Consider the following 19,882-nt stretch of genomic DNA (forward strand, 5'->3'; position numbering starts at 1 on the left):
CCGTCACATCCCCGCGGCGACCAGGACCCCGAGCGCGATGATGAGCACCCCGCCGACGCGCATCAGCCACACCGTGCGTGCCGGCGAAGACCCGAACCACTCCCGTGCCATCGACGCGATCACGACCCAGAGCGAATCGCACGCCAGGCCCACAAGCACGGGAACGAAGCACAAGAGCAGCAGCGCCGGAATCGCCGACTCGCCGGCGCCGAGCGGCGCGAGGAACCCCGGGACGATAACGCCATACATGATCACGCCCTTGGGATTGGTCAGGCCCACGGCGACGCTGCTCCACAGCACGCGCCGCCCTGGCAGGGCGACGGCCCCCGCATCGAGCTCCCCGACGTGAGCCCATCGAGAGCGCAGATATCGCAGACCGATGGCGACCAGCACCGACCCGCCGACGACGCGCAGCACCGTCAAGGCCGTGGGCGAGCGGGATATCACCGTCCCCACACCGACGGTCATGACGAGTGCCGTGACCGCCATTCCGGCCGTGTGACCGAGGACGCTCACCAGCGCGAGCCGCCGCCCTGCCCCGAGGGCCTGGCCGATGAGGAACATCACGCTGGGTCCGGGCACGACGATGATGACGATCGAGGTGACCAGGAGCTGGAGCAGTCCCGCGGTGGTGATGCCGGGAATCACGGCAGTTGTCCGTCTCTACGGGTTCGGTGGTCAGGCTTGCTTCGACGGTAGCCGACCGACCCCGCCTGCTACCGCAGGATGACGAGTTCCCCGGTGGCGCGGGTCATCGCCACATAGCGGTCGACCGCGCCGGCGATCCCGTCGCCCAGTGCCGCGGGCTCGACGAGGATGACGAGATCGAACTCCAGCCCCTTGGCGCTCACCGGCGTCAAGGACAGCACGCGCTCGTCGCCGGCGAAGTCCGCATCTGCGATGACGCAGGCCGTTCCCTCGGCGTGCGCGGCCCGCCACTCAGCGATGATCGCGGGCAACTCCGCGCGTGTGCGGTAGCGGACGGCACGGCTGGTATGCCGCACGGATGTCGGGATCGGCGCGTCCGGGACGGCGGTCACGATCTCGGCGGCGGCCGCGGCCATAACCTCGGCAGGTGTGCGGTAGTTCACCGTGAGCCTCGCGGTCCGGGCCGCTGGGAGCCCGGCGGCGGCGAGCCTGGCCGGCCACGTCCCGGTGAATCCCGCTCGCGCCTGCGCCCGGTCGCCGACGACCGTGAAGTCACGCGAGGGACACCGCGCCAACAGCATCGTCCACTCGGCGTCAGTGAGTTCCTGCGCCTCGTCGACGACGATGTGCCCGAACGGCCCGGCCAGCGGGTCGCGCGCTTCCTCGTGCCCGGACTGATCGACTAGCGCGGCCCGCAGATCCAACCCACGGAGCATCGACATCACCTGCATCTCGGAGTCGTCGGCGGCGACGAGATGGTCGACGACCGCGTCCATCTCCTGGCGCTGGGCGGCCAGCGCAGCCTCGCGCCGCCGGGTGCGCCGGGCGCTGTCGGGGTCGCCGATGCGGCGCCGAGCCGCATCCAGCAAGGGCAGGTCGGACACGGTCCAGGCAAGGGGGTCGAGCCGCGTCAGTGTCCGAATCTGGGCGGGAGTCAGCCCCGGTGCGCAATGGCGCAGGAATGCCGGGACCGTTAACAGATCCCCGGCGATATCCGTCGGCTGCAGCAGGGGCCACGCGCGGTTGACCGCGGTGCGCATGGCAGGACTCGCCGCCAGGCGGCGTCGCCGCTCGTCCGTCTCGCCCTCAGCGTCGGAGTCCGCGTCGTTCGCGGTGTCGAGCACGATCTCCAGCAGGGTCGACCAGACGGCTTCGCGGGACTCGTTGTGCGAGGCCGCCGGATCGACGGCCGCAACGGCCTCCGCCCAATCGTCGGCGCTGATCCACAGGTCCTCCGACTCGGTCTCGACCAGTTGCCCGCTCGTGGGCGGCTCCTCGTAGAAGCGTGCCGCGGCGTCGATCGCCTCGACCAGGACGGTGCTCGCCTTGAGCCGGGCCACTTCGGTATCGGGCTCGTCCGGCGCGGTGGCCCCTTCGGGGACCAGGTCGCACAGCGTGCACATCCGCACACCGTCCTCCCCCAACCCGGGCAGCACGTCCTCGACATAGGACAGGAAGTGCTGGTTGGGCCCGACGAAAAGCACGCCGCCGCGTCCGGCGGCGAGGTTGGGATCGGCATACAGCAGGTATGCCGCCCGGTGCAGCGCCACGACCGTCTTCCCCGTTCCAGGGCCCCCGTCGACGACGAGCACGCCTCGTGCCGGCGCGCGGATCACCGCGTCCTGGTCGGCTGCGATGGTGCCGAGGACATCGCGCATCCGGCGCGTGCGCGCCTGTCCCAGAGTGGCGATGAACGCCGACTGGTCGTCCAGGGACGCTGGGTTGATCGCCGCGTCGAGGTCGAACACCTCGTCCCAGTAGTCGATCACCCGGCCGGCGTACCAGCGGTAGCGGCGTCGGCTGGTCAACCCGCACGGGTTGGCCAGCGTCGCGGCAAAGAAGGGCTCCGCGGCGGGGGCTCGCCAGTCGAGGAGGAGGTGGTTGCCGTCCGGGCCGCGCATTCCGATGCGGCCGATGTAGACCGGCGCCTCGCCGGCCGGAACGATGCGTCCGAGGCACAGGTCGGCGCCATACCTGCGGAGGAGGTCGATCCGCGCGGCCAGCCTGCGGGCGGCTGCGTCTCGGTCGAGGGCTTCTTGACCCATGCGGGTGGGGCGGCGACGGACTCGGGTTAGTTCCTCGTCGAGGTTGGCCAGGTCGAGCCGGATGCCGGTCTCGATCGCGCTGAACTGGGCGAGGTCCGGCCCGATGAGAGCTGGATCGGCTTTGCGGGCTCGCGACGACGGGATGGCGTAGAACTCCTCAAGGCCCCCCGGCTGAATCGGGTCTGACATGCTGCCTCCTTTGAGTCGCTTGCCGTTGATCTGGTGAAAGGCCCACTTGCACAGTGGATTCCTAGACCGGCATGGGCATGGCGACGCTGCTGAAGTGAGGATTCTGCCCCCGGTGGGGGGCCTTGCCGCAAGGCCCCCCGGGCGGTATAGATTGAATAGCGAGGGGACGTCGTGGGATCGTGGGCGGGACTGCGCCGAGGGGTCACCACGGCTGACGAAACCGAGGCCAGGGCCACCGCCGCGCTGCTGCCCGCCGTGCCTGCGCCGAGGGGTCACCACAGCTAACGAAATCGAGCATGTGCGCGGGCCGGTGAGAATTGCTGGGGACAGGTCTGCCAGGTGCTTCTCGCGCTCCACCACCCCGACCTGCAGGGGGTGCGGTATACCTCACCTTCTGCGGGTCGGCCCCCGCGGGTCTGGCAGTTGGCCTTGTCCCTCGGTGTATTCCTGACCTCAGAAGGGAGGTTCGTCGTCGGTGGGGTCGGGCCGGGGGATGTCGATGTGGACCGGGTGCGGGTAGGTGTGGTTGGGGCAGGTGATGGTGTCGCTGCGGATGGGCCGGCCGGTGCTGACCGTGGCCTCGCCGTTGCCGTCGGGGTAGAGCCGGGCCAGGTCGCGGGTGAGCTGAGCGTGTTCTCGGGTTCGCTGGGGGGCGGCGGTCTCGGTGTGGGCGTCGGCGATGGCGTGTTCGAGGTGGTACTCGAGGGCGGTGATCCGGTCGGTGGGCCGGGTTCGGCAGCCGCGTGGCGGGTGGTGGTCCTGCCGGTGGGCGCCGCGGGCGCGCCGGTGGTCTCGGTATCGCTTGCCCCGGGCTCGGCGGGAACGGTTCTCTCGGCCGCAACGGTGGTCTCGGCGGCAACGGTTGTCTCGGCGGGCCGCGGCTCGGCGGCAGCGTTTGTCTGATCGGTCGCGGTTTCGTCTCTCGGGAGGGTCGAGTCGGTGCGCGCCGTCCCCGGCCCAGGATCTGGCCGGGGATCTGGTTCGGGATCTGGTTCGGGGTCGGGCAGGACGATGGTGTGCAGGCGGTCGATGGGCATGCTCGATTGAACGGTGGCGGTGGGGCTGGTCCAGGTCACCGTCCCATCGGGGTGCAAACGGACGTGCCAGCCGGGGCGTTGTTTGATCCGGTGGTGGCGCCGGCACAGGCAGATCAGGTTGCTCGCGGCGGTCGGGCCGGTGGGCCAGGCGCGGACGTGGTCGAGGTCGCAAAACCGTAGCCCGATCGGGCAGCCGGGGAAGCGGCAGCGCCCGTCCCGGGCGCGCACCAGGGCGGTCAGGTCTTTGCCGGGGCGGTAGGCGGTGGTGGCCAGCCGGTCACCGATATCGAGCAGGGCCCCGGTGACCGGGTGGCACGGAGCCCGGGTGATCGTGGCGGTCGCGGCGATTGCTTCGAGCCAGGCGCGGGTGACCAGCCAGGGCGCGGTCGCGGTGCCGGTCACGATCTCGATTAGGTCCCCACCCGCCGTGCGGGGCGGGCAGCCCGCGCCGCGCACACCGGTGCCGGCGAAGCCAGTACCGCCGGTCTCGTCGGTGTCGTCGGTGTCGCTGCCGGCGGGAGCGAAGGCGGTGCCGGCCAGGTCGCGCGCGGCCCGTTCCTCGCCGGCGTCGCGGTCACCCGGCGCCGGCTGCGCCTCGTCGATGTGCGCGTCGGTGCCTGGGCCCTGACCCGCCAGGTCATCGCGGGTGTCGCCGTCGTCGCTCTCGTCGTCGGTGTCACCGTCGCTGTCGTCGCCGCTGCCGTCGTCGGTGTCGGTGTCGTCGCTGTCGGTGTCGGTGTCGTCGCTGTCGGTGTCGGTGTCCCGGCTGCCAGTGTCCGGGGTGCCGGCGTCATGATCGTCCACATTGTCGGTGCCGCGGCCGGGAGCGTCCGGGCGTCCGGCCCCGCCGGGCCCGTCACCGCGACCATCCGGAGCGTGCCCGCCGAGACCGTGACCGCTGGGGCCGTCGTCGTCCGGTCCGTGGGTGTCGTCACAGCCGGGGTGATCGGCGCGTGGCTCGTCGGTGTCGTCGTCACCAGGAATGTCGTCACCAGGAGTGTGGTCGTCGCCACCGCCGCCCATGCCGCCGGTATCGCCCGTGTCGGGGTCGCCCGGGTCGTCGGGGGTGTCGGGGGTGTCGGGGTCGAGGACGGTGGCGGGCACGCCCAGGGCCAGGGAGACGTCGATGGTCGCGTTCCCGCAGACCAGATCGGTCAACGCCTTGCCGCGGGCGGCCTCGATCGTCGGGCACACCTTGTCCGCCAGGTAGGCGTGGGCCAACGCATCCACCGCCTGCCACGCCACCAAAGCGTCCTCACACGGGAACCGGCCGATCCACTCATCGACCCCATCCCCGACCGCCCGCCGGGTCACCCCCACCCGGGCCCGCTCCCGGGTGGCACGTTGACGCACGAACTCCGGGCTAATCGACGCCAACAACCGCCGGACCCGCCGCCGCAACTGCGGCGCCGTCTCCCCCGGGAAGTACTCGCTGATCGCGGCGACCACCGCCGCCGCCACATCAGGCGGAACCTCAGCCAACTCCTGGGCGACCACCGAGGCCCGGTAACCATCCAAGGTCCCGGCCGCTTGCGCCGCCCGCAACCCGCCCAGGCCGGTGCACGCCGGCTGCGGCGGGGCACCGAGCACCGGCTCGTCCGGCAACCCGCCCGGCGGGTCCTCCCAGGAGTCTTCGTGCAGGGTGAACCGGTCCCCGGCGATCGCCAACGCCGCATCCACCCGGTGAGCGGCGAACGCCCGGGTCGCGGTCAACGCGTGCGCGACCAGGTCTTCCCCGTCCAACACCGCCCGGCCCAGCCCGATCACCCGCTCCGAAAGGGTCCCGTCCTCGTCCCAGTCGTCCTCGATCGCGACCAGCCGCACGATCGCCGCGTCCTGCGCCGCGGTCAAAGTGTTGATCGCGGCCTGGCACTGCCCGACCAGCGCCTGCCAGCCCGCCCGCGACCGGGAGGCACACCCCTGGGACGCCGAGGCCACCACCTCGGCAAGACCCGCGCACAGCGCTGCCATGGCCGGGTCGCCCGACCCGGCACCCGCCATACCCCCACTAACCGCAATCACTCCGGTCTACACCCCCTGTGTATGCCCCTAGCCTACTCCGACAAAATTTCGAGCGCAAGGTCTTACTGAAGGTTTTTCTGTTCGCCAACAGCGGAATCCGGCCTAGTGGCGTATCCAACTCACCGACCCCGGATCACCGCGGGAATCGCCGTCGGCTCGTTCGCCGACGCTCACCCGAAACGCCCCGGTCCGCTCGCTGGAACCCCACCCCCGGTCGCGGCCCGCCGTCGGCGAGGCCACCTCCAAGCGGCGGCCGGTCAGCTGGGGCGCAACCCGGCGGTCGTTCGCACCGGAGCGGGACCACCAGTCGGGTCAGCACCTAGGGCCAACGCCAGCCCCGTCGCTGCCCAGGCCCGCCAATCGAGAGGACCCGGTCGGCACGGTTCTCGCCACAAAACATACCGACACGCTCCTCTCGACCCCGCCGGGCCGGTCATCCGCCGCCCCGGGACAACACCACGACACCTACTAGCGGGTAGATCCAGCAAAACGTGCGCTGCAACGCACCTTTTGCCGGACCTACCCGCCGGTAGCCCTCCTCCAGCCCGCCGGTTGCCGGGGACACGCGGTCGGCAAGTCGCACAGTTGCGCCTGCTCGACTGGCTGCCACGTGCTCGACTGGCTGCCACCTGCGCGCCTCGCCGCCACGTGCGCACCTCGCCGCCACGTGCGCGACTCGCCGCCACGTGCGCGCCTGGCGGTTCAGCAGCGCGTCATTCACGAACTCGTCATTCACCAACTCGTCGAGTCCCCGCGAAGCGAGCGCTCAGGCGCAGTAGTCGCACACCCCGGTCGCCGGGAGCTGCATGAAGCAGGTCGGACACGTGGCGGCCGGTTCGGGCGGGGCGGACGCGCGGGCCGCAGCGACCGACCGGGTGTTGCTCGTGCGACGTGGGCTGCGCTCGCGGCCAGAGCGCAGGGACTGGCGCGGTGCCCACCCGCCCGCCGGGGTTGGCGCACCGGCCCAGCGATAGCACTCGATCCGGTGCTCGGCGGCCAGTCTTTCCCGCTCGCGGCCGGTGTCGGCCGGCGCCAGACCGAGCGCCAGCAAGACCGCGTCGTATGCCGGCCCAACCTTCCCGTTGTCGTCCGCCACGACCAGCGCGGGCAATGGCGGGTCCCCGTTCGCGCGCCCCTCGCGCGCCATCCGCTCCAGGAAGTGACCGAGCCACTTGGACAACGCGCCATTGGCCCGGATGCCGCTGCGCGCCTGGATCTCCTCGGCGAAGTCCGCCTGGGTGACCACCGCGTGGGGTGCGCCGGCGACTCGGGACAACGCCTCCCGGGCCAGCGGCAACCACACCTCCTCGGTAGCCGCGCGCCCGTGCGTGAATCCGGACTCATCCCGTGCGAAGCCGCCGATGCCGGCCATCCGTCACCTCCGAAGCGTCGCCTCCAGGGTAAATCCTCACGGGAGCACATCGGCGATCCGGATCGGCGGGAGGCTCAAGACGCCGGCATACGGCAGGCCGACAATCTCCCGGACGGACGCGAGCAGCGCCCGCCACACGGCCGGTCCCTCGGCGACGCCCCCAAGAATGCCCTCATGCCCGCCACCAAAACCGGCCGTCGCTTCGACCGCGTCCGTGCTGTCCATCGGCTTGAGCAGCTGCAGCGGGCTCGGCTTGGGTATGGCGCGCACGCTCACGTCCTCGACCCCCACGCCGCTGCGCCGACACGCCTCCGCCAACGCGGCCTCGAATCCACCGAGCTGGTCGACCAGACCGCGCTCGGCGGCATCGGCGCCGCTCCACACCCGGCCACGCGCCACCGCCCGCAGATCCTCGACCGGCAGGCTGCGGTCGGCGGCCGCCTTGGCGGTGAAACCGGCATACACCTCATCGAGCCAGCGATCGAGCAGGGCCCACTCCGCCTCGCTGAAACCCTGGTTGGAGGAGAACATCGCCGCGTATGGACCGCTCGCCAGCGTCGCGCGGTTGATCCCGATCCGCTCCAAGCCGCCTCGCAGGACCTGCTTGCCCGCCAGCACCCCGATCGAACCCGTGATCGTCGTGGCGTTGGCGACGATCGCCGTGCACGGCATCGCGAGGTAGTAGCCGCCCGACGCCGCCACCGAGGCCATCGACGCGATCACCGGCTTGCGCCGCCGCACCAGCTGGATCTCGCGCCGGATCGCGTCGGACGCGACATTGGAGCCGCCCGGGCTGTCGATCCGCAGGACGACCGCCCGGACATTGTCGTCCCGGCCGGCCGAGCGCAGGGCCGCGCCGAGCTGCTCCGATGCGACCACCGGCCCGGCGGACAAGCCCGACCCGCCACGCCCGAGCAGGATGGGCCCGGAGGCTTGGATGACGCCGATCACCTGCTTGCCACCTACGCCGACAGGCATCCGAACCACGTCGCCGACGAGCGACTCGATCCGATTGCTGCCGTGCCGCTCCACGAATCTTAGCGTCGGCTCGGCAGCACCGATCCGTTCTTGCGCAGCGGCATACGCTCCATCGCGATAGCCAATGTGGTCGATCAGGTTGCGCGCCAACGCCTCATCGGCGGTCAACGGACCGGCGTCGATCGCCGACCGGACTGCGGCTTCCTCGATCCCCCGCCCACCAGCAATGTCGGCCACGACCGATTCGGTGATCGAGTCGAGCAGCCGCTGCGTCATCTCGGCATTGGGCTCCGACATCTCGTGGCGGTCGAAAATCTCTGTTGCGCTCTTATATTCGTGGCGGCGGCTCATTTGCGGCTCGACGCCGAGCCTCTCGAGCGCACCCCGGGCAAAGGGCGCCTCGGCGTGATACCCGACCAGTCCGAGTCCCCCGCTCGGTTGCAACCAGATCTCGTCGAACGCCGTCGCCAGGTGATACCCAGTCGTGCCGGCGCTCATCTCCCCGAAGCTCGGGCTCCAGGCAATCGCCACCTTGCCGGCGGCGCGGAAATCCTGAACCGCTGACCGCAACTCCTCCGACTGCGACACGGTCAAGGCACCAGGCCCGATGCCGGCGATCAGGCCCGCCACATCGGTGTCCGTGGTCGCCTTGCGCAGGTGCTCCACCAGCGTCCGCAGGATCGGCGTATGCCGCGCCCGGACCACCTCGACCGGGCTCGCTGCCGGCGCCTCCTGCACCCCCCGCGCGATGTCGATTTCGAGCAGGACGGGACCACCGGCAACCCCCAGCGGGCCGATCGGAGTGCGGCGGAGCATGGTTCGCGCCGATTTGGGGAGCTTCACCGGTCGAGCTTAAACGAGGCCCTCGCGGGGCGCGCTGTGCTCATAGCCAGCGCAGGTGACGAAACATCAGATAGAGGCCGCCGGACAGGACCACGATCAACGCGATGCTGAGCCAGAGCCCGAGCGGCGAGGCGAACCCGGGATACGGGATGTTCTGGCCGAACCAGCCGGTCACGGCCGTCGGGATGGCGATGATCGCACCCCACCCGGCCAGCTTTTTCATGATGACGTTGAGCCGGGAGTCCTGCAGCGAGAGATTGGCTTCAAACACCGTGGAGACCAGGTCACGCAGCGACTCGGTCCACTCCGCGGCACGCAGCACGTGATCGTAGAGATCGTCATACCAATGATCGAGGTCCGTGCCGTCCCGGTCGCGGTGGCGCACCAGGGCATTGACCACCTCGCGCATCGGTAGGACCACGCGGCGCAGTCCAACGAGATCCTTGCGGAAACGATAAACCCGCTGCACGAAAGCGCCATCCACCGGGCCGGCGCTGAACAGCTCGTCCTCGAGGTCCTCGATCTCGTCATCGAGCAGTTGGATGGTCTCGAAGTGGCCGTCGACGATCGTGTCGAGCAGGCCGTGCAGCAGCGCCCCGACGCCGGAGCGCAGCAGGTCGGCGTTCTCCTCCCACCGGGAGGCCACGGGCGCGAAGTCGAAGCCGCCGTCGAGGCGGATGGTCACGAGCAGATGGGGCAGCACGAGCCCGGAGAGACGGTGGGTCGCCAACCGACCGATCCCCGGGCTCGAGTCGTCCGCATGCAGGGACGTGGCATAGACGGTGAAGAACAGCGTCTGGCCGTGGCGGGTGACCTTGGGCCGCTCATGTGGTTCGACGACATCCTCGATCGTCGTCGGCGCCAGATCGAGCTTCGTGGCCAGTTCGGCAAGGTCCCCTCGGCTCGGGCGCAGCAGGTCGACCCACGCGACCGTCCCCTCGACCTGAGCAACCGTTGACAGTTCCTCGGCGCTGAGGTCGTCGTCGATGAGTTGACCGTCGCGCCAGGCCAGGCCGCGGTTCACGCAATCGGGCAATGCCATGCCTCCCATCCTCCCCGCGTCCCAGGCTCGAACCCCTCCTATCCGCCGCCCGAATGAGACCAATCCCACCCCGCCAGCGGATGCGAGCACTCCAGGACCGGGTCAATGATGGGAAGGTCCACAGCGAGGACAAGCGTCGGGCCCCATTTGGCTCCGTCACGCATCTGAGGGTCGAAGTTTGCCGCCCGCTGCCGAGAGTCACAGCCGACCGGAGGCATGCGATGTCCGCTCTTATGACCAAGCCCGACCACGACGTCGACGAGGTGTCCCGAGCAGGCACGATCGAGGACTCCGCACCTGACCTCCCCTTCGAGTCTCCCGAACTCGGCACTCGGGGATTCTTCCCCAACAGCCACGAAGACGACGACAACCACGCATAACACCACCTAACCCGCGATAAACCAGTGGGTCGCGGTGGCGCGCGGCCCGTGAGCCCGGACGAGAAAGGTCCGGTGGAGGAAGACAATGACCGCGAACAATCCGACCTACCCAGGCCTGCCCTCTGTCATCAACGGCAACGCCGCCGTGGCTCACGTGATGAGCCACGTTTGCGGCGGGGTCATCGGCTACCCGATCACCCCCTCGACGGAGATCTCCGAGCTGTATGAGGCGACGCGCGCCGAGGGTGGTGTCAACGTCTGGGGCAAGCACGCCTTCTTCTTCGAGCCCGAGGGTGAGCACTCCGCCCAATCTGGTGCTCTTGGTGCGGCTTTGACTGGGGGACAGTTCATTTCGAACGCTTCGTCCAGCCAGGGGATCCTCTATGCGATGGAGTCCCACTTCGTGACGGTGGGCAAGAAGATCGGCGGCTTCGTGCTGCAGGTGGCCGCCCGCGTCGTCTCGAAGCACTCACTGAACGTCATGGCCGGGCACGACGACATCTATGCCCTGCTCTCGTCCGGCTACACCGTCCTCTTCGGGGCCAACCCGCAGGAGGCCGCCGACCTCGCGGCGATCTCCTACCGCGTCTCCTCGACCTCCCTCATCCCGGTCGCCAACGCGATGGACGGCTTCTCCACCAGCCACATGCTCTCCGAGGCGCGTATGCCGGAGCCCGAGCTGCTGCACGACTACCTCGGCGACCCGGCCGGCCGCATCCCGTGCCCGACGCTCGCCCAGGAGATGCTCTTCGGCGCCAAGGGCCGCGTCTTCCAGCTCGAGGGCTTCCTGCGACGCAACACGCGCGACATCCCCGCCGACGACGTGGCCGCGCTGCGCGCCTTCCTCGAGGCCAAGGCCGACGAGGTCGAGACGGACAACGAGGGCGCGCTTGTCGGTATGACGCTTGCCTGGCTCCCCGAGGAACTCCACGGCCCGTGGCGTCGCCAGTGGATCAACGCGTGGGAGAAGGGAACTCGCCAGCTCGTCCCGGCTCTCGTCGACGTCAACAACCCCGGCCTGACCGGCCCGGTGCAAAACCAGCCCGACTTCCAGGCCGGCGCGGTCGACCACCGCACCCACTTCGCCTCGGCCGTCCCCGCCCTGGTGCGCCAGGCGATGTCGGAATACTCCGAGCTGACCGGTCGCGACTATGCCCCGATCATGACCTATGACGTCGAGGACGCCGATGTCGTGATGATCGGCCTCGGCTCGGTCTGCGACGACGTCCGCGCGGTGCTGCCCTATCTGCGCGAGCAGGGCATCAAGGCCGGCCTGATCGCGGTCAAGCTGCTACAGCCCTTCCCCGAGGCCGAGGTCGTCGCCGCTCTCGCCGGCAAGCAAGCCGTCACGGTCCTGGAGCGCTCCGACCAGACCGCGCTCACCTCGCTGGTGACCGCGGCGCTCTTCAAAGCCGCCCAGAACGCCGGCGCTCCCGATCGCCACCCGGGCGTCCCCGCGTTGGAGGAGTCGCCGCGCCTGACCACCGCGATCTTTGGCCTCGGTGGGCACGACCTGCAGCCGCGTCACCTGGTGGCTGCCTTCAAACAGATGGTCGGCGGCTCGCCGGCCCCGCTGATCTATCTCGGCTCGCAGTTCTTCGACAAGAACCCCGACCCGCACATGGCGCAGATCCAGCAACGGCTGCGCACGGCATACCCCGAGACCGAGCTGATGGCGCTCGAGACCGAGGACAACCCCAATCTCCTTCCGGCAGAGGCGATGCGGATTCGCTTCCACTCGGTCGGCGGCTATGGCACGATCGCGACCGGCAAGCTGCTGACCGACATCCTCGCCGGTGTCCTCGGCATGCACAGCAAGTCCGCGCCAAAATATGGCTCGGAGAAGTCCGGCGCGCCGACGAACTACTACATCACGCTGTCGCCGGAGCCGATCCTGGTCACCAACGCCGAGTTGGAGGATGTCGAGGTCGTCATCTCCCCCGACCACAAGGCGTTCATCCACACCAACCCGCTCAAGGGCCTAGCCGACGGCGGCACGTTCATCCTGCAAACCAACCTCTCCCCCGAGGAGGTATGGCGCGACCTGCCCAAGCGGGCCCGCCAGACCATCCGCGAGAAGAACATCCGCTTCTTCGTCGTCGATGCGTTCACCGTCGCCAAGAAGCACGCCCCGACGCCCGACCTCGAGACTCGGATGATGGGCATCGCGTTCATCGGTGCTGTCGCCGCCTATGTCGATAAGGTCGCCGCCGGCGCCTCCCGCGAGCAGATCCTCCAGCGCGTGCGCAAGCAGCTGGAAAAGAAGTTCGGCCGCAAGGGCTCCCAGATCGTCGAGAGCAACATGGCGGTCATCCTCGACGGCATCGAGGCGACCCAGCAGGTGGAGTACCACACCCCGGCGTTCCTCGAGATCGACGACGCCCCGGCGCCCAAGCCGCTGCTCACGGTCGCGCTGTCGGCCTCGATGTGCCCGAGCACCCGCGCCGAGCGGACGTCCGGACTGTTCGACCCGGCCTACTACGAGGACCTGATGGCCCGGCCGTTCCGCGAGGGCACGATCGGCGAAGCCCCCGTGCTCCCCGGTGCCGGCCTGTTCATGCCGCCCGGCACGGCCGCGGGCAAGGACAAGGGTCTCTTCCGGCGCGAGGTGCCCGAGTTCAACCCCGACATCTGCACCGGCTGCATGGACTGCGCGCTCGTCTGCCCGGACGCCGCGATCCCCAACACCGTGCACGAGGTCCACGACCTGATCCTCACCGCGGTCAAGGAGATCGACGCGACCGAGGGCCAGAAGGACGTTCTGCGGCAACAGATCTACGGCATCGCTGAGCGCACTCGCGAGGCGTTACGGCACCGCGAGGAGAAGCCCTTCCACGAGATCGTGGCGACCGCGGCAGCGAGCGTCGCGAGCGACCCGACGCTGCAGCATACGGTCGAGAAGATGGTCGCGCGGCTCGCGAGCTATCCCGTGGCGCGCACCCGGCCGTTCTTCGACTCGCCCGAGAAGGACGAGCCGGGAACCGGCGGACTGTTCGCCGCGACCGTCGACCCGTGGAAGTGCACCGGCTGCCTCGAATGCGTCGAGGTCTGCGGGCCGGGCGCGCTCACCGTCCAGGAGCAGGACGCGGCTGTGCTGCAGACCCTGCAGGAGCGGTTCGCGTTCATGTCGGCCAACCCCAACACGCCGACCCGGTTCACTGAGGGCTCGGACACCCCCGACGGCGACATCAAGCGGCTCATGCTCGACCACGCGAACTTCTGGGCGACCACTGGCGGACACGGCGGCTGCCGCGGCTGCGGTGAGGTCACGGCGATCCGGCTGGTCATGTCGACCTCGCACGCGCTCGGCGAGCGGCGCCGCAAGACTCACATCCGCGACCTGACCGGGATGATCGACCGGCTCTATGCCAAGGCCTCGACCGTCGACTCCGACGAGCGACGCGCCCGGATCAACGAGGCGATTCGCGTTCTGGAGCACCGGCTTTACCTCCAAGAGGGCGGCCCGACCGGCAACGGCCCGGCATCGACGATCATCGCCAACGCCACCGGCTGCAGCAGCGTCTATGCCTCCACGATGCCCTACAACCCCTATGTCGACCCGTGGGTGAACAGCCTCTTCCAGGACACCCAGCCGCTGGCCAAGGGGATCTTCGAAGGCACCGCGGCGCAGGTCGTCACCGACGTCAAGGCGCTGCGGGTCGCCGAGCTCGAGCTGAGTGACTCCTATGACCCGGCCGTCCACGACAAGAAGCTGCAGATGCTCACCTGGGGCGACTTCGACCGGGGCGAGATGGACCTGCTCCCGACGGTGCTGACCATCGGCGGCGACGGCGCGTCATACGACATCGGCTTTGGCGCGATGTCGCGAATCCTGGCCTCCGACACCCCGATCAAGGTGATGGTGCTCAACTCCGGGGTCTATTCCAACACCGGTGGCCAGGCGTCGACGGCGAGCCTGACGGCCCAGGACTCCGACCTGGCCCGCTTCGGCTCGGCGCACGACGGCAAGCATGAGTCCCGCAAGGAGCTCGGGCTGCTCGCCTCCTTCCACCCGCATGTCTTCGTCTGCGCGACGAGCACGGCGATCCAGGGGCACTTCCTCACCAACGCGATGGAGTTCCTGCGCTACACCGACGCGCCGGCGGTGCTCGACATCTACACCCCCTGTGGATCCGAGCACGGCATCAGCGAGGACGCTTCGGCGGCCCGGGCGCGGCTGGCCGTGGAGAGCCGGATGAACCCGGTCTTCGTCCACGACCCGCGGCGCGGCTCGACGCTGCACGACTGGTTCAGCCTCGAGGGCAACCCCGACGTCGACAAGACCTGGACGACGACGAATATCGCCTACAAGGATGACGACGGCAACATCCAGCTGCTCAAGGCAGCGCTGACGCCGGCCGAATTCGCGTTGGGCGAGACGCGGTTCCGCAAGCAGTTCACCAGGCTGCCCGCCGACCTGGAGCCGGTGGCGCTGCCGATGGACGAATACGTCGAGCTGCCCAAGGAGCAGCAGGCCTCCCGCGTGCCCTTCGTCTGGGCCACCGATGAGGACCAGAAGCTGATCAAGGTCCAGTGTTCCGGCTCGATCGTCTCGCTCGTGAAGGACCGGCGCCGCTACTGGCAGATGCTGCAGTATCTCTCCGGCGTGCACGAAGCCGAGCTGACCTCGCTGCACAAGAGCGACCTGAAGGACCTGCAGGAGCGCTACGAGAGCGCGATGCGCGACCGTGAGAACGCGATCGACGAGATCGCAAACGCGATGTCGTCGCTCGCCTCGGCGAGCCGGGCCCCGGTCTCGCTCGGTGGCTCCATCCCCGTTCGCCCAAGCGGAGGAGCCGGTATGCCGCCCGGTCCTGCCCCAGCGGCGGCCCCCGCTGCGGCGGCGACCGCAACGATCGACGCGCCGATCTGGTTGGCCGAGAACGACATCCCGAAGTGCAACGACTGCGGGACGTGCTACCAGGAGCTGCCGCAGATCTTCGAGCAGCACACAATGATCATCGACGGAGCGCCGCAAGCGGTCGCCCGGATGATCCCGGGCGCCCTCGACACCCTCGAGGTCACCCCGGAGCTGGAGAAGCGGATGGACCGGGTCAAGAAGACCTGCGACGCGGAGATCATCCAATGAGCGGCGAACTGACCGACTGGCTCAGCGCGACCGACGAGCTGGAGGCGACGAAGTCCCGGGTCGAGACCCTGGAGCACACCGAGGAGGTCGAGTCGTACAACCGGCAGATCGAGCTGCTGCGGCGCCGGCTGATCGCCGAGCCGCAGGCCTTCCGACAGATGTTCATCGACGACGGCATGAACGCCGTCAAATGGGAGTTCGCCCAGGACGACCTCAGCCCCGACTTCGTCCGCGAACTCTGGCGCGTCCTGCTGCGTGAGGACGACGCCTCCCGGGTGATCATGCGCTTCCTGTGGGCCCAGCCGCTGAAGGGCAAGCGGAAGTTCGTCCGCGCCATCGACGCCCACCTGTCCGACCGGTATCCGATGTTCAAGGGCCTGTCTGTGGACTGGCCGGCGGGCAACAGCATCCCCCCGCACATCCGCGAGCCGGAGGGCCGCAGCCACGACTTCGGCCTGGTCAACGAGGGCTATCTCGGCTATATGAACGTCGGCTACAGCCGCGCCGAGGTCGACCTGCTCGTCTGGCTGGAAGCGTTGCGCGACAAGCAGTGCGAGGAGAAACCGTGCGAGGTCGGCGTGCACATCGCCGGCAAGCCGGACCTCAAGGGCGGCTGCCCGGTCAAGATCCACATCCCCAAGGTGCTGGAACTCGTCGGAACCGGGAAGTTCCACGAGGCGATGGAACTCATCGAGTCGTGCAACCCGCTCCCCGACGTCACCGGCCGGGTGTGCCCGCAGGAGCTGCAGTGCCAGGGCGTGTGCATCCAGAACAAGATGCCGATCGCCATCGGGCAGTTGGAATGGTTCCTCCCCGAGCGGGAGAAGCTGGTCAACCCCGACGCCGACGCGGCTCGGTTCGCCCGTCGGCTCGACCCGTGGCTGGTGGCGAGCAAGCCGCCGGTGGCGATCATTGGTTCCGGCCCGTCCGGGCTGATCAACGCCTATCTGCTTGCGGCCGAGGGCTTCCCGGTCACGGTCTTCGAGGCGTTTCACGCGCTCGGCGGGGTGCTGCGCTACGGCATACCCGAGTTCCGGCTCCCGAATGATCTCGTCGACGACGTCGTCGGCAAGATCAAGCTGCTCGGTGGACGGTTCGTCTCGAACTTCGTCGTCGGCAAGACGGCGACGATCGAGCAGTTGCGGGAGAACGGATTTTGGAAGGTCTTCGTCGGAACCGGCGCCGGCCTGCCGCGATTCATGGACGTCCCGGGTGAGCATTACCTGAACGTCATGTCCGCCAACGAGTTCCTCACCCGGGTCAACCTCATGCAGGGCCTGCGGGAGGACTACGAGACGCCGCTGCCCGAGACCGCGGGCAAGGAGGTCCTCGTCATCGGCGGTGGCAACACCGGGATGGATGCGGCCCGCACGTCCAAGCGCCTCGGCGGCAACGTGACGATCGTCTATCGCCGCACCCAGTCCGAGATGCCGGCCCGGGTCGAGGAGTTGGAGCACGCGCTGGAGGAGGGCATCAAGCTGCTGGTCCTGCGCGGGCCGACGGAGTTCCTCGGCGACGACAAGACCGGCTTCGTCTCCGCGGCGGTGCTCGACGTCATGGAGCTCGGTGAGCCGGACGCCTCCGGGCGCCGGCGCCCGGTGCCCACCGGGCAGTCCGAGACGATGAAGGCCGACCTGGTCATCATGGCGCTCGGCAACGCGGCCAACCCGATCGTCAAGGACTCCGAGCCGACCCTGCATACGACCAAGTGGGGAACGATTGACCTGGAGAACAAGGGCTCCCAGGAAACCTCGATCATGGGTGTCTATTCCGGTGGCGACGCCGCGCGCGGTGGCTCGACGGCGATCAACGCCGCCGGCGACGGCCAGGCCGCGGCCCGCGAGATCATCGGCCACCTCGACGTGCCGGCCGACCAGATCCCGCTGATGGTGGCCAAGGCCAAGGACTACACCGACCGCGCCGGATCCTCCCAGGTCATCGTCGCCAAGGCCCATCTGGCCGACGGGATTGAGGAGATCGTGGTCCACTCGCCGGTCATCGCCGAGGCCGCCCAGGCCGGGCAGTTCGTCCGGGTGCTCCCGTGGGAGGACGGCGAGTTGATCCCGTTGACCCTAGCGGACTGGGACACCGAGAAGGGCACGATCTGCCTGGTCATCCAGGGCGTCGGGACCTCGAGCATCGAGATGAACCAGATGAACGTCGGCGACGCCTTCGCCGGGATCGCTGGGCCGCTCGGTCGCCCGAGCGAGATCACCGCCTACGACCCGGAGAAGGAGACCGTGGTCTTCACCGCCGGCGGGCTCGGCCTGCCACCGGTCTATCCGATCGCCCGCGAGCACCTGCGCCGCGGCAACCACGTCACTCTGATCGCCGGATTCCGTTCTGCCAGTTTCCTGTTCTGGACGGATGAGGACGAGCGCGTCGCGCAGTTGCAGCGCGAGTTCGGTGACCGGCTGGAGGTCATCTATGCGACCAACGACGGCACCTTCGGCGTGGAGGGCTTCGTCACCACGCCACTCGAAGGGCTGTTGGAGGCCGCCAAGGCCGGCACCGGCCGGCAGATCGCCGAGGTCGTCACGATCGGCCCGCCGCTGATGATGCGCGCCGTAGCCGACCTCTCCGGCCGGTATGGCGTGCATACCGTCGCCAGCCTCAACTCGATCATGGTCGACGCCACCGGCATGTGTGGCGCGTGCATGGTCCCGGTGACCCTCGAGGGCAAGACCGTGCGCAAGCACGCCTGCATCGACGGCCCCGAGATCGATGCCCACATCATCGACTGGGAGAAGTTCCTGCCCCGCTTCGGCCAGTTCAAGAAGCAGGAGCAGGCCAGCCGGGCCCGCCACGGCCTGGCCTGAGAGAATCGATCGCTGCCGGGCCTCTTCGCGGTCAGCGCCCGGCGGCGGTCGATCCTCAGTTCACTGTCGAGGTTGCGGCAGGGGCATCGGGGCCGGTGCCAAAATAAGTGCCTGGATCGACAAAGTCATATCGACGCTGCCGAACGTAGCCTGGATTCGCAGACCGAGCGCCAAAACCCTGCTTCCAGCACAGTCCAGGGTCATGGCAAAGTCCAGTTTGTGCAGGTCAGCAGGGTGATGACCTTGTCTGGTCGTCGGTTGTGGTGGCGTAGCGCGGTGGTGATGTTGGTGGTGCCGGCCAGGCGGTGGAGTCCGATGGCGATGGTGCGGAGGGTGGCCATGACCCGGGGTGCGTTCCCGGTACGGATCCGGGAGGCGTCCTCGTTGTAGGCGACGTCGCGGACGTAGGGGAGCTTGTTTTCGATCCCCCAGTGGCCTTGAACCATCGCGGCGAGGTCGGCCGGGGTAGCGGTCGTGGAGGTGGTCAGGTAGACGACCTCGACGCTCTTCTTCCCGTTCACCGTGACGGTGCGGGGTAGCTGAGCGACGTGGGTAGCGACGGGGAAGGAGATCCAGGTTGGGACCTGGACGGTCTTGATGGTGCGCCGGGCCCGGCGGCCCTTGGTTTTCTCCACGGTGGAGTGTTCCGGGACCTGCGCCCAACGGCAGCGTCTTGAGCGCAGCCCGTAGCTTCGGGCGGTTGTTCTTGACGGTGAAGATGTCGTCCGCCCGGGCGCCGGTGATGGTTGTCGCGATCTCGTCCTGGCGGTGCATCGCATCGATCGTGACCACGGTCCTGGCCAGGTCGAACACGCTGGCCAGGGACGTCAACAGTGTTCTGACGGTGGGGATCTCGTTGGTTTTCTCACCCGCGGCGGCCTGACCGATGACGACACCACGCGGGTGGTCGAACGCCGCGACCAGGTGGGGCGTGACCACGCCAGCCCGGCGGGCGCCGCGGATGGTCTTGCCGTCCACGGCGATCACCCGCCGACCCTTGACCACCGTGGTCGTGGTCCACATCCATGCCCCGATCACCGCATCCAGCACCTCGGGGTCCAGCCTGGTAAACAGCCGCCGGAACACCGATGCCTCCGGGCTGCGAGGCCTCGAGGGAAACCCCAACGCTGCCGCGGTCGACGCGTCTTGGTCGGCCAGCCAGGACGCGACCGCCACGGAAGAGCTGGCTCCAGCCAGCGTGGCCGCTATGGCCGCAGCCACCAACGGCACCAGGTCGTAGCGCCGGCCCCTGCCGAGCCCGAGGATCCGACAACTGAGTTTGGCAGCCTGATTTGGCCCCACTGTGACGGCTTGAACTGGCCCCACCTGTGTGTCTGTGTGGGGGTGTCGTGACGGTCTGATTTGGCCCCAACCCGGGTTGGCTCGATGTGACAGGTGTCGTCGAGTCGAAAGCGGGG

The 19,882-nt window shown here is 68.9% G+C and carries 10 protein-coding genes and 1 pseudogene; 3 read left to right on the forward strand and 8 right to left on the reverse strand.

Annotation, left to right across the window (positions count from 1 at the left end):
* Window positions 1-3: 3 nt before the first annotated feature.
* From V9G19_RS21810 to V9G19_RS21835, 6 genes are all read right to left on the reverse strand, one after another.
* Window positions 4-648 (reverse strand): LysE family translocator, encoded by a 645-nt coding sequence (locus V9G19_RS21810; protein WP_462287492.1) that lies wholly within the window; start codon window positions 646-648, stop codon window positions 4-6.
* Between the two features lie 68 nt (window positions 649-716).
* Complete coding sequence (helR, locus tag V9G19_RS21815; protein WP_462287493.1) at window positions 717-2,882, reverse strand: RNA polymerase recycling motor ATPase HelR; 2,166 nt, start codon at window positions 2,880-2,882, stop codon at window positions 717-719.
* A 281-nt stretch (window positions 2,883-3,163) separates the two neighbouring features.
* Window positions 3,164-5,920 (reverse strand): HNH endonuclease signature motif containing protein, encoded by a 2,757-nt coding sequence (locus V9G19_RS21820; protein ID WP_462287494.1) that lies wholly within the window; start codon window positions 5,918-5,920, stop codon window positions 3,164-3,166.
* 787 nt (window positions 5,921-6,707) lie between these two features.
* Window positions 6,708-7,313, reverse strand: coding sequence for a hypothetical protein (locus V9G19_RS21825; protein ID WP_462287495.1), 606 nt, complete (start codon window positions 7,311-7,313; stop codon window positions 6,708-6,710).
* Between the two features lie 36 nt (window positions 7,314-7,349).
* The gene (gene sppA / locus V9G19_RS21830; RefSeq protein WP_462287496.1) at window positions 7,350-9,134 is read right to left on the reverse strand and encodes a signal peptide peptidase SppA; all 1,785 of its coding nucleotides are present in this window, start codon (window positions 9,132-9,134) and stop codon (window positions 7,350-7,352) included.
* Between the two features lie 40 nt (window positions 9,135-9,174).
* Window positions 9,175-10,176: a magnesium transporter CorA family protein gene (locus V9G19_RS21835; RefSeq protein ID WP_462287497.1), complete on the reverse strand. Its 1,002-nt coding sequence runs from the start codon at window positions 10,174-10,176 to the stop codon at window positions 9,175-9,177.
* Window positions 10,177-10,409: 233 nt separating this feature from the next.
* Between V9G19_RS21835 and V9G19_RS21840 the strand changes: the two genes are divergently transcribed.
* The 3 genes from V9G19_RS21840 to V9G19_RS21850 all read left to right on the forward strand — a co-directional run bounded on the left by V9G19_RS21840 (window position 10,410) and on the right by V9G19_RS21850 (window position 18,464).
* Complete coding sequence (locus tag V9G19_RS21840) at window positions 10,410-10,556, forward strand: hypothetical protein (RefSeq protein ID WP_462287498.1); 147 nt, start codon at window positions 10,410-10,412, stop codon at window positions 10,554-10,556.
* 85 nt (window positions 10,557-10,641) lie between these two features.
* On the forward strand, window positions 10,642-15,645 hold the full coding sequence (locus V9G19_RS21845) for a 2-oxoacid:acceptor oxidoreductase family protein (RefSeq protein WP_462287499.1): 5,004 nt from the start codon (window positions 10,642-10,644) through the stop codon (window positions 15,643-15,645).
* A complete protein-coding gene (locus V9G19_RS21850) occupies window positions 15,642-18,464 on the forward strand; it encodes a sulfide/dihydroorotate dehydrogenase-like FAD/NAD-binding protein (RefSeq protein ID WP_462287500.1) in 2,823 nt (940 codons plus the stop codon). The genes V9G19_RS21845 and V9G19_RS21850 overlap by 4 nt, the downstream gene beginning before the upstream one ends.
* Before the next feature lie 200 nt (window positions 18,465-18,664).
* Here V9G19_RS21850 and V9G19_RS21855 read toward each other — a convergent pair whose 3' ends face one another.
* On the reverse strand, window positions 18,665-19,243 hold the full coding sequence (locus tag V9G19_RS21855; protein ID WP_462287501.1) for an ISAs1 family transposase: 579 nt from the start codon (window positions 19,241-19,243) through the stop codon (window positions 18,665-18,667).
* Window positions 19,158-19,790: pseudogene (locus V9G19_RS21860) on the reverse strand (ISAs1 family transposase); the annotation flags it as partial. The gene V9G19_RS21855 and the pseudogene V9G19_RS21860, both read right to left, overlap by 86 nt.
* Window positions 19,791-19,882: the final 92 nt, after the last annotated feature.

It is taken from the genome of Nostocoides sp., from assembly GCF_037045025.1.
Lineage (GTDB): Bacteria > Actinomycetota > Actinomycetes > Actinomycetales > Dermatophilaceae > Nostocoides_A.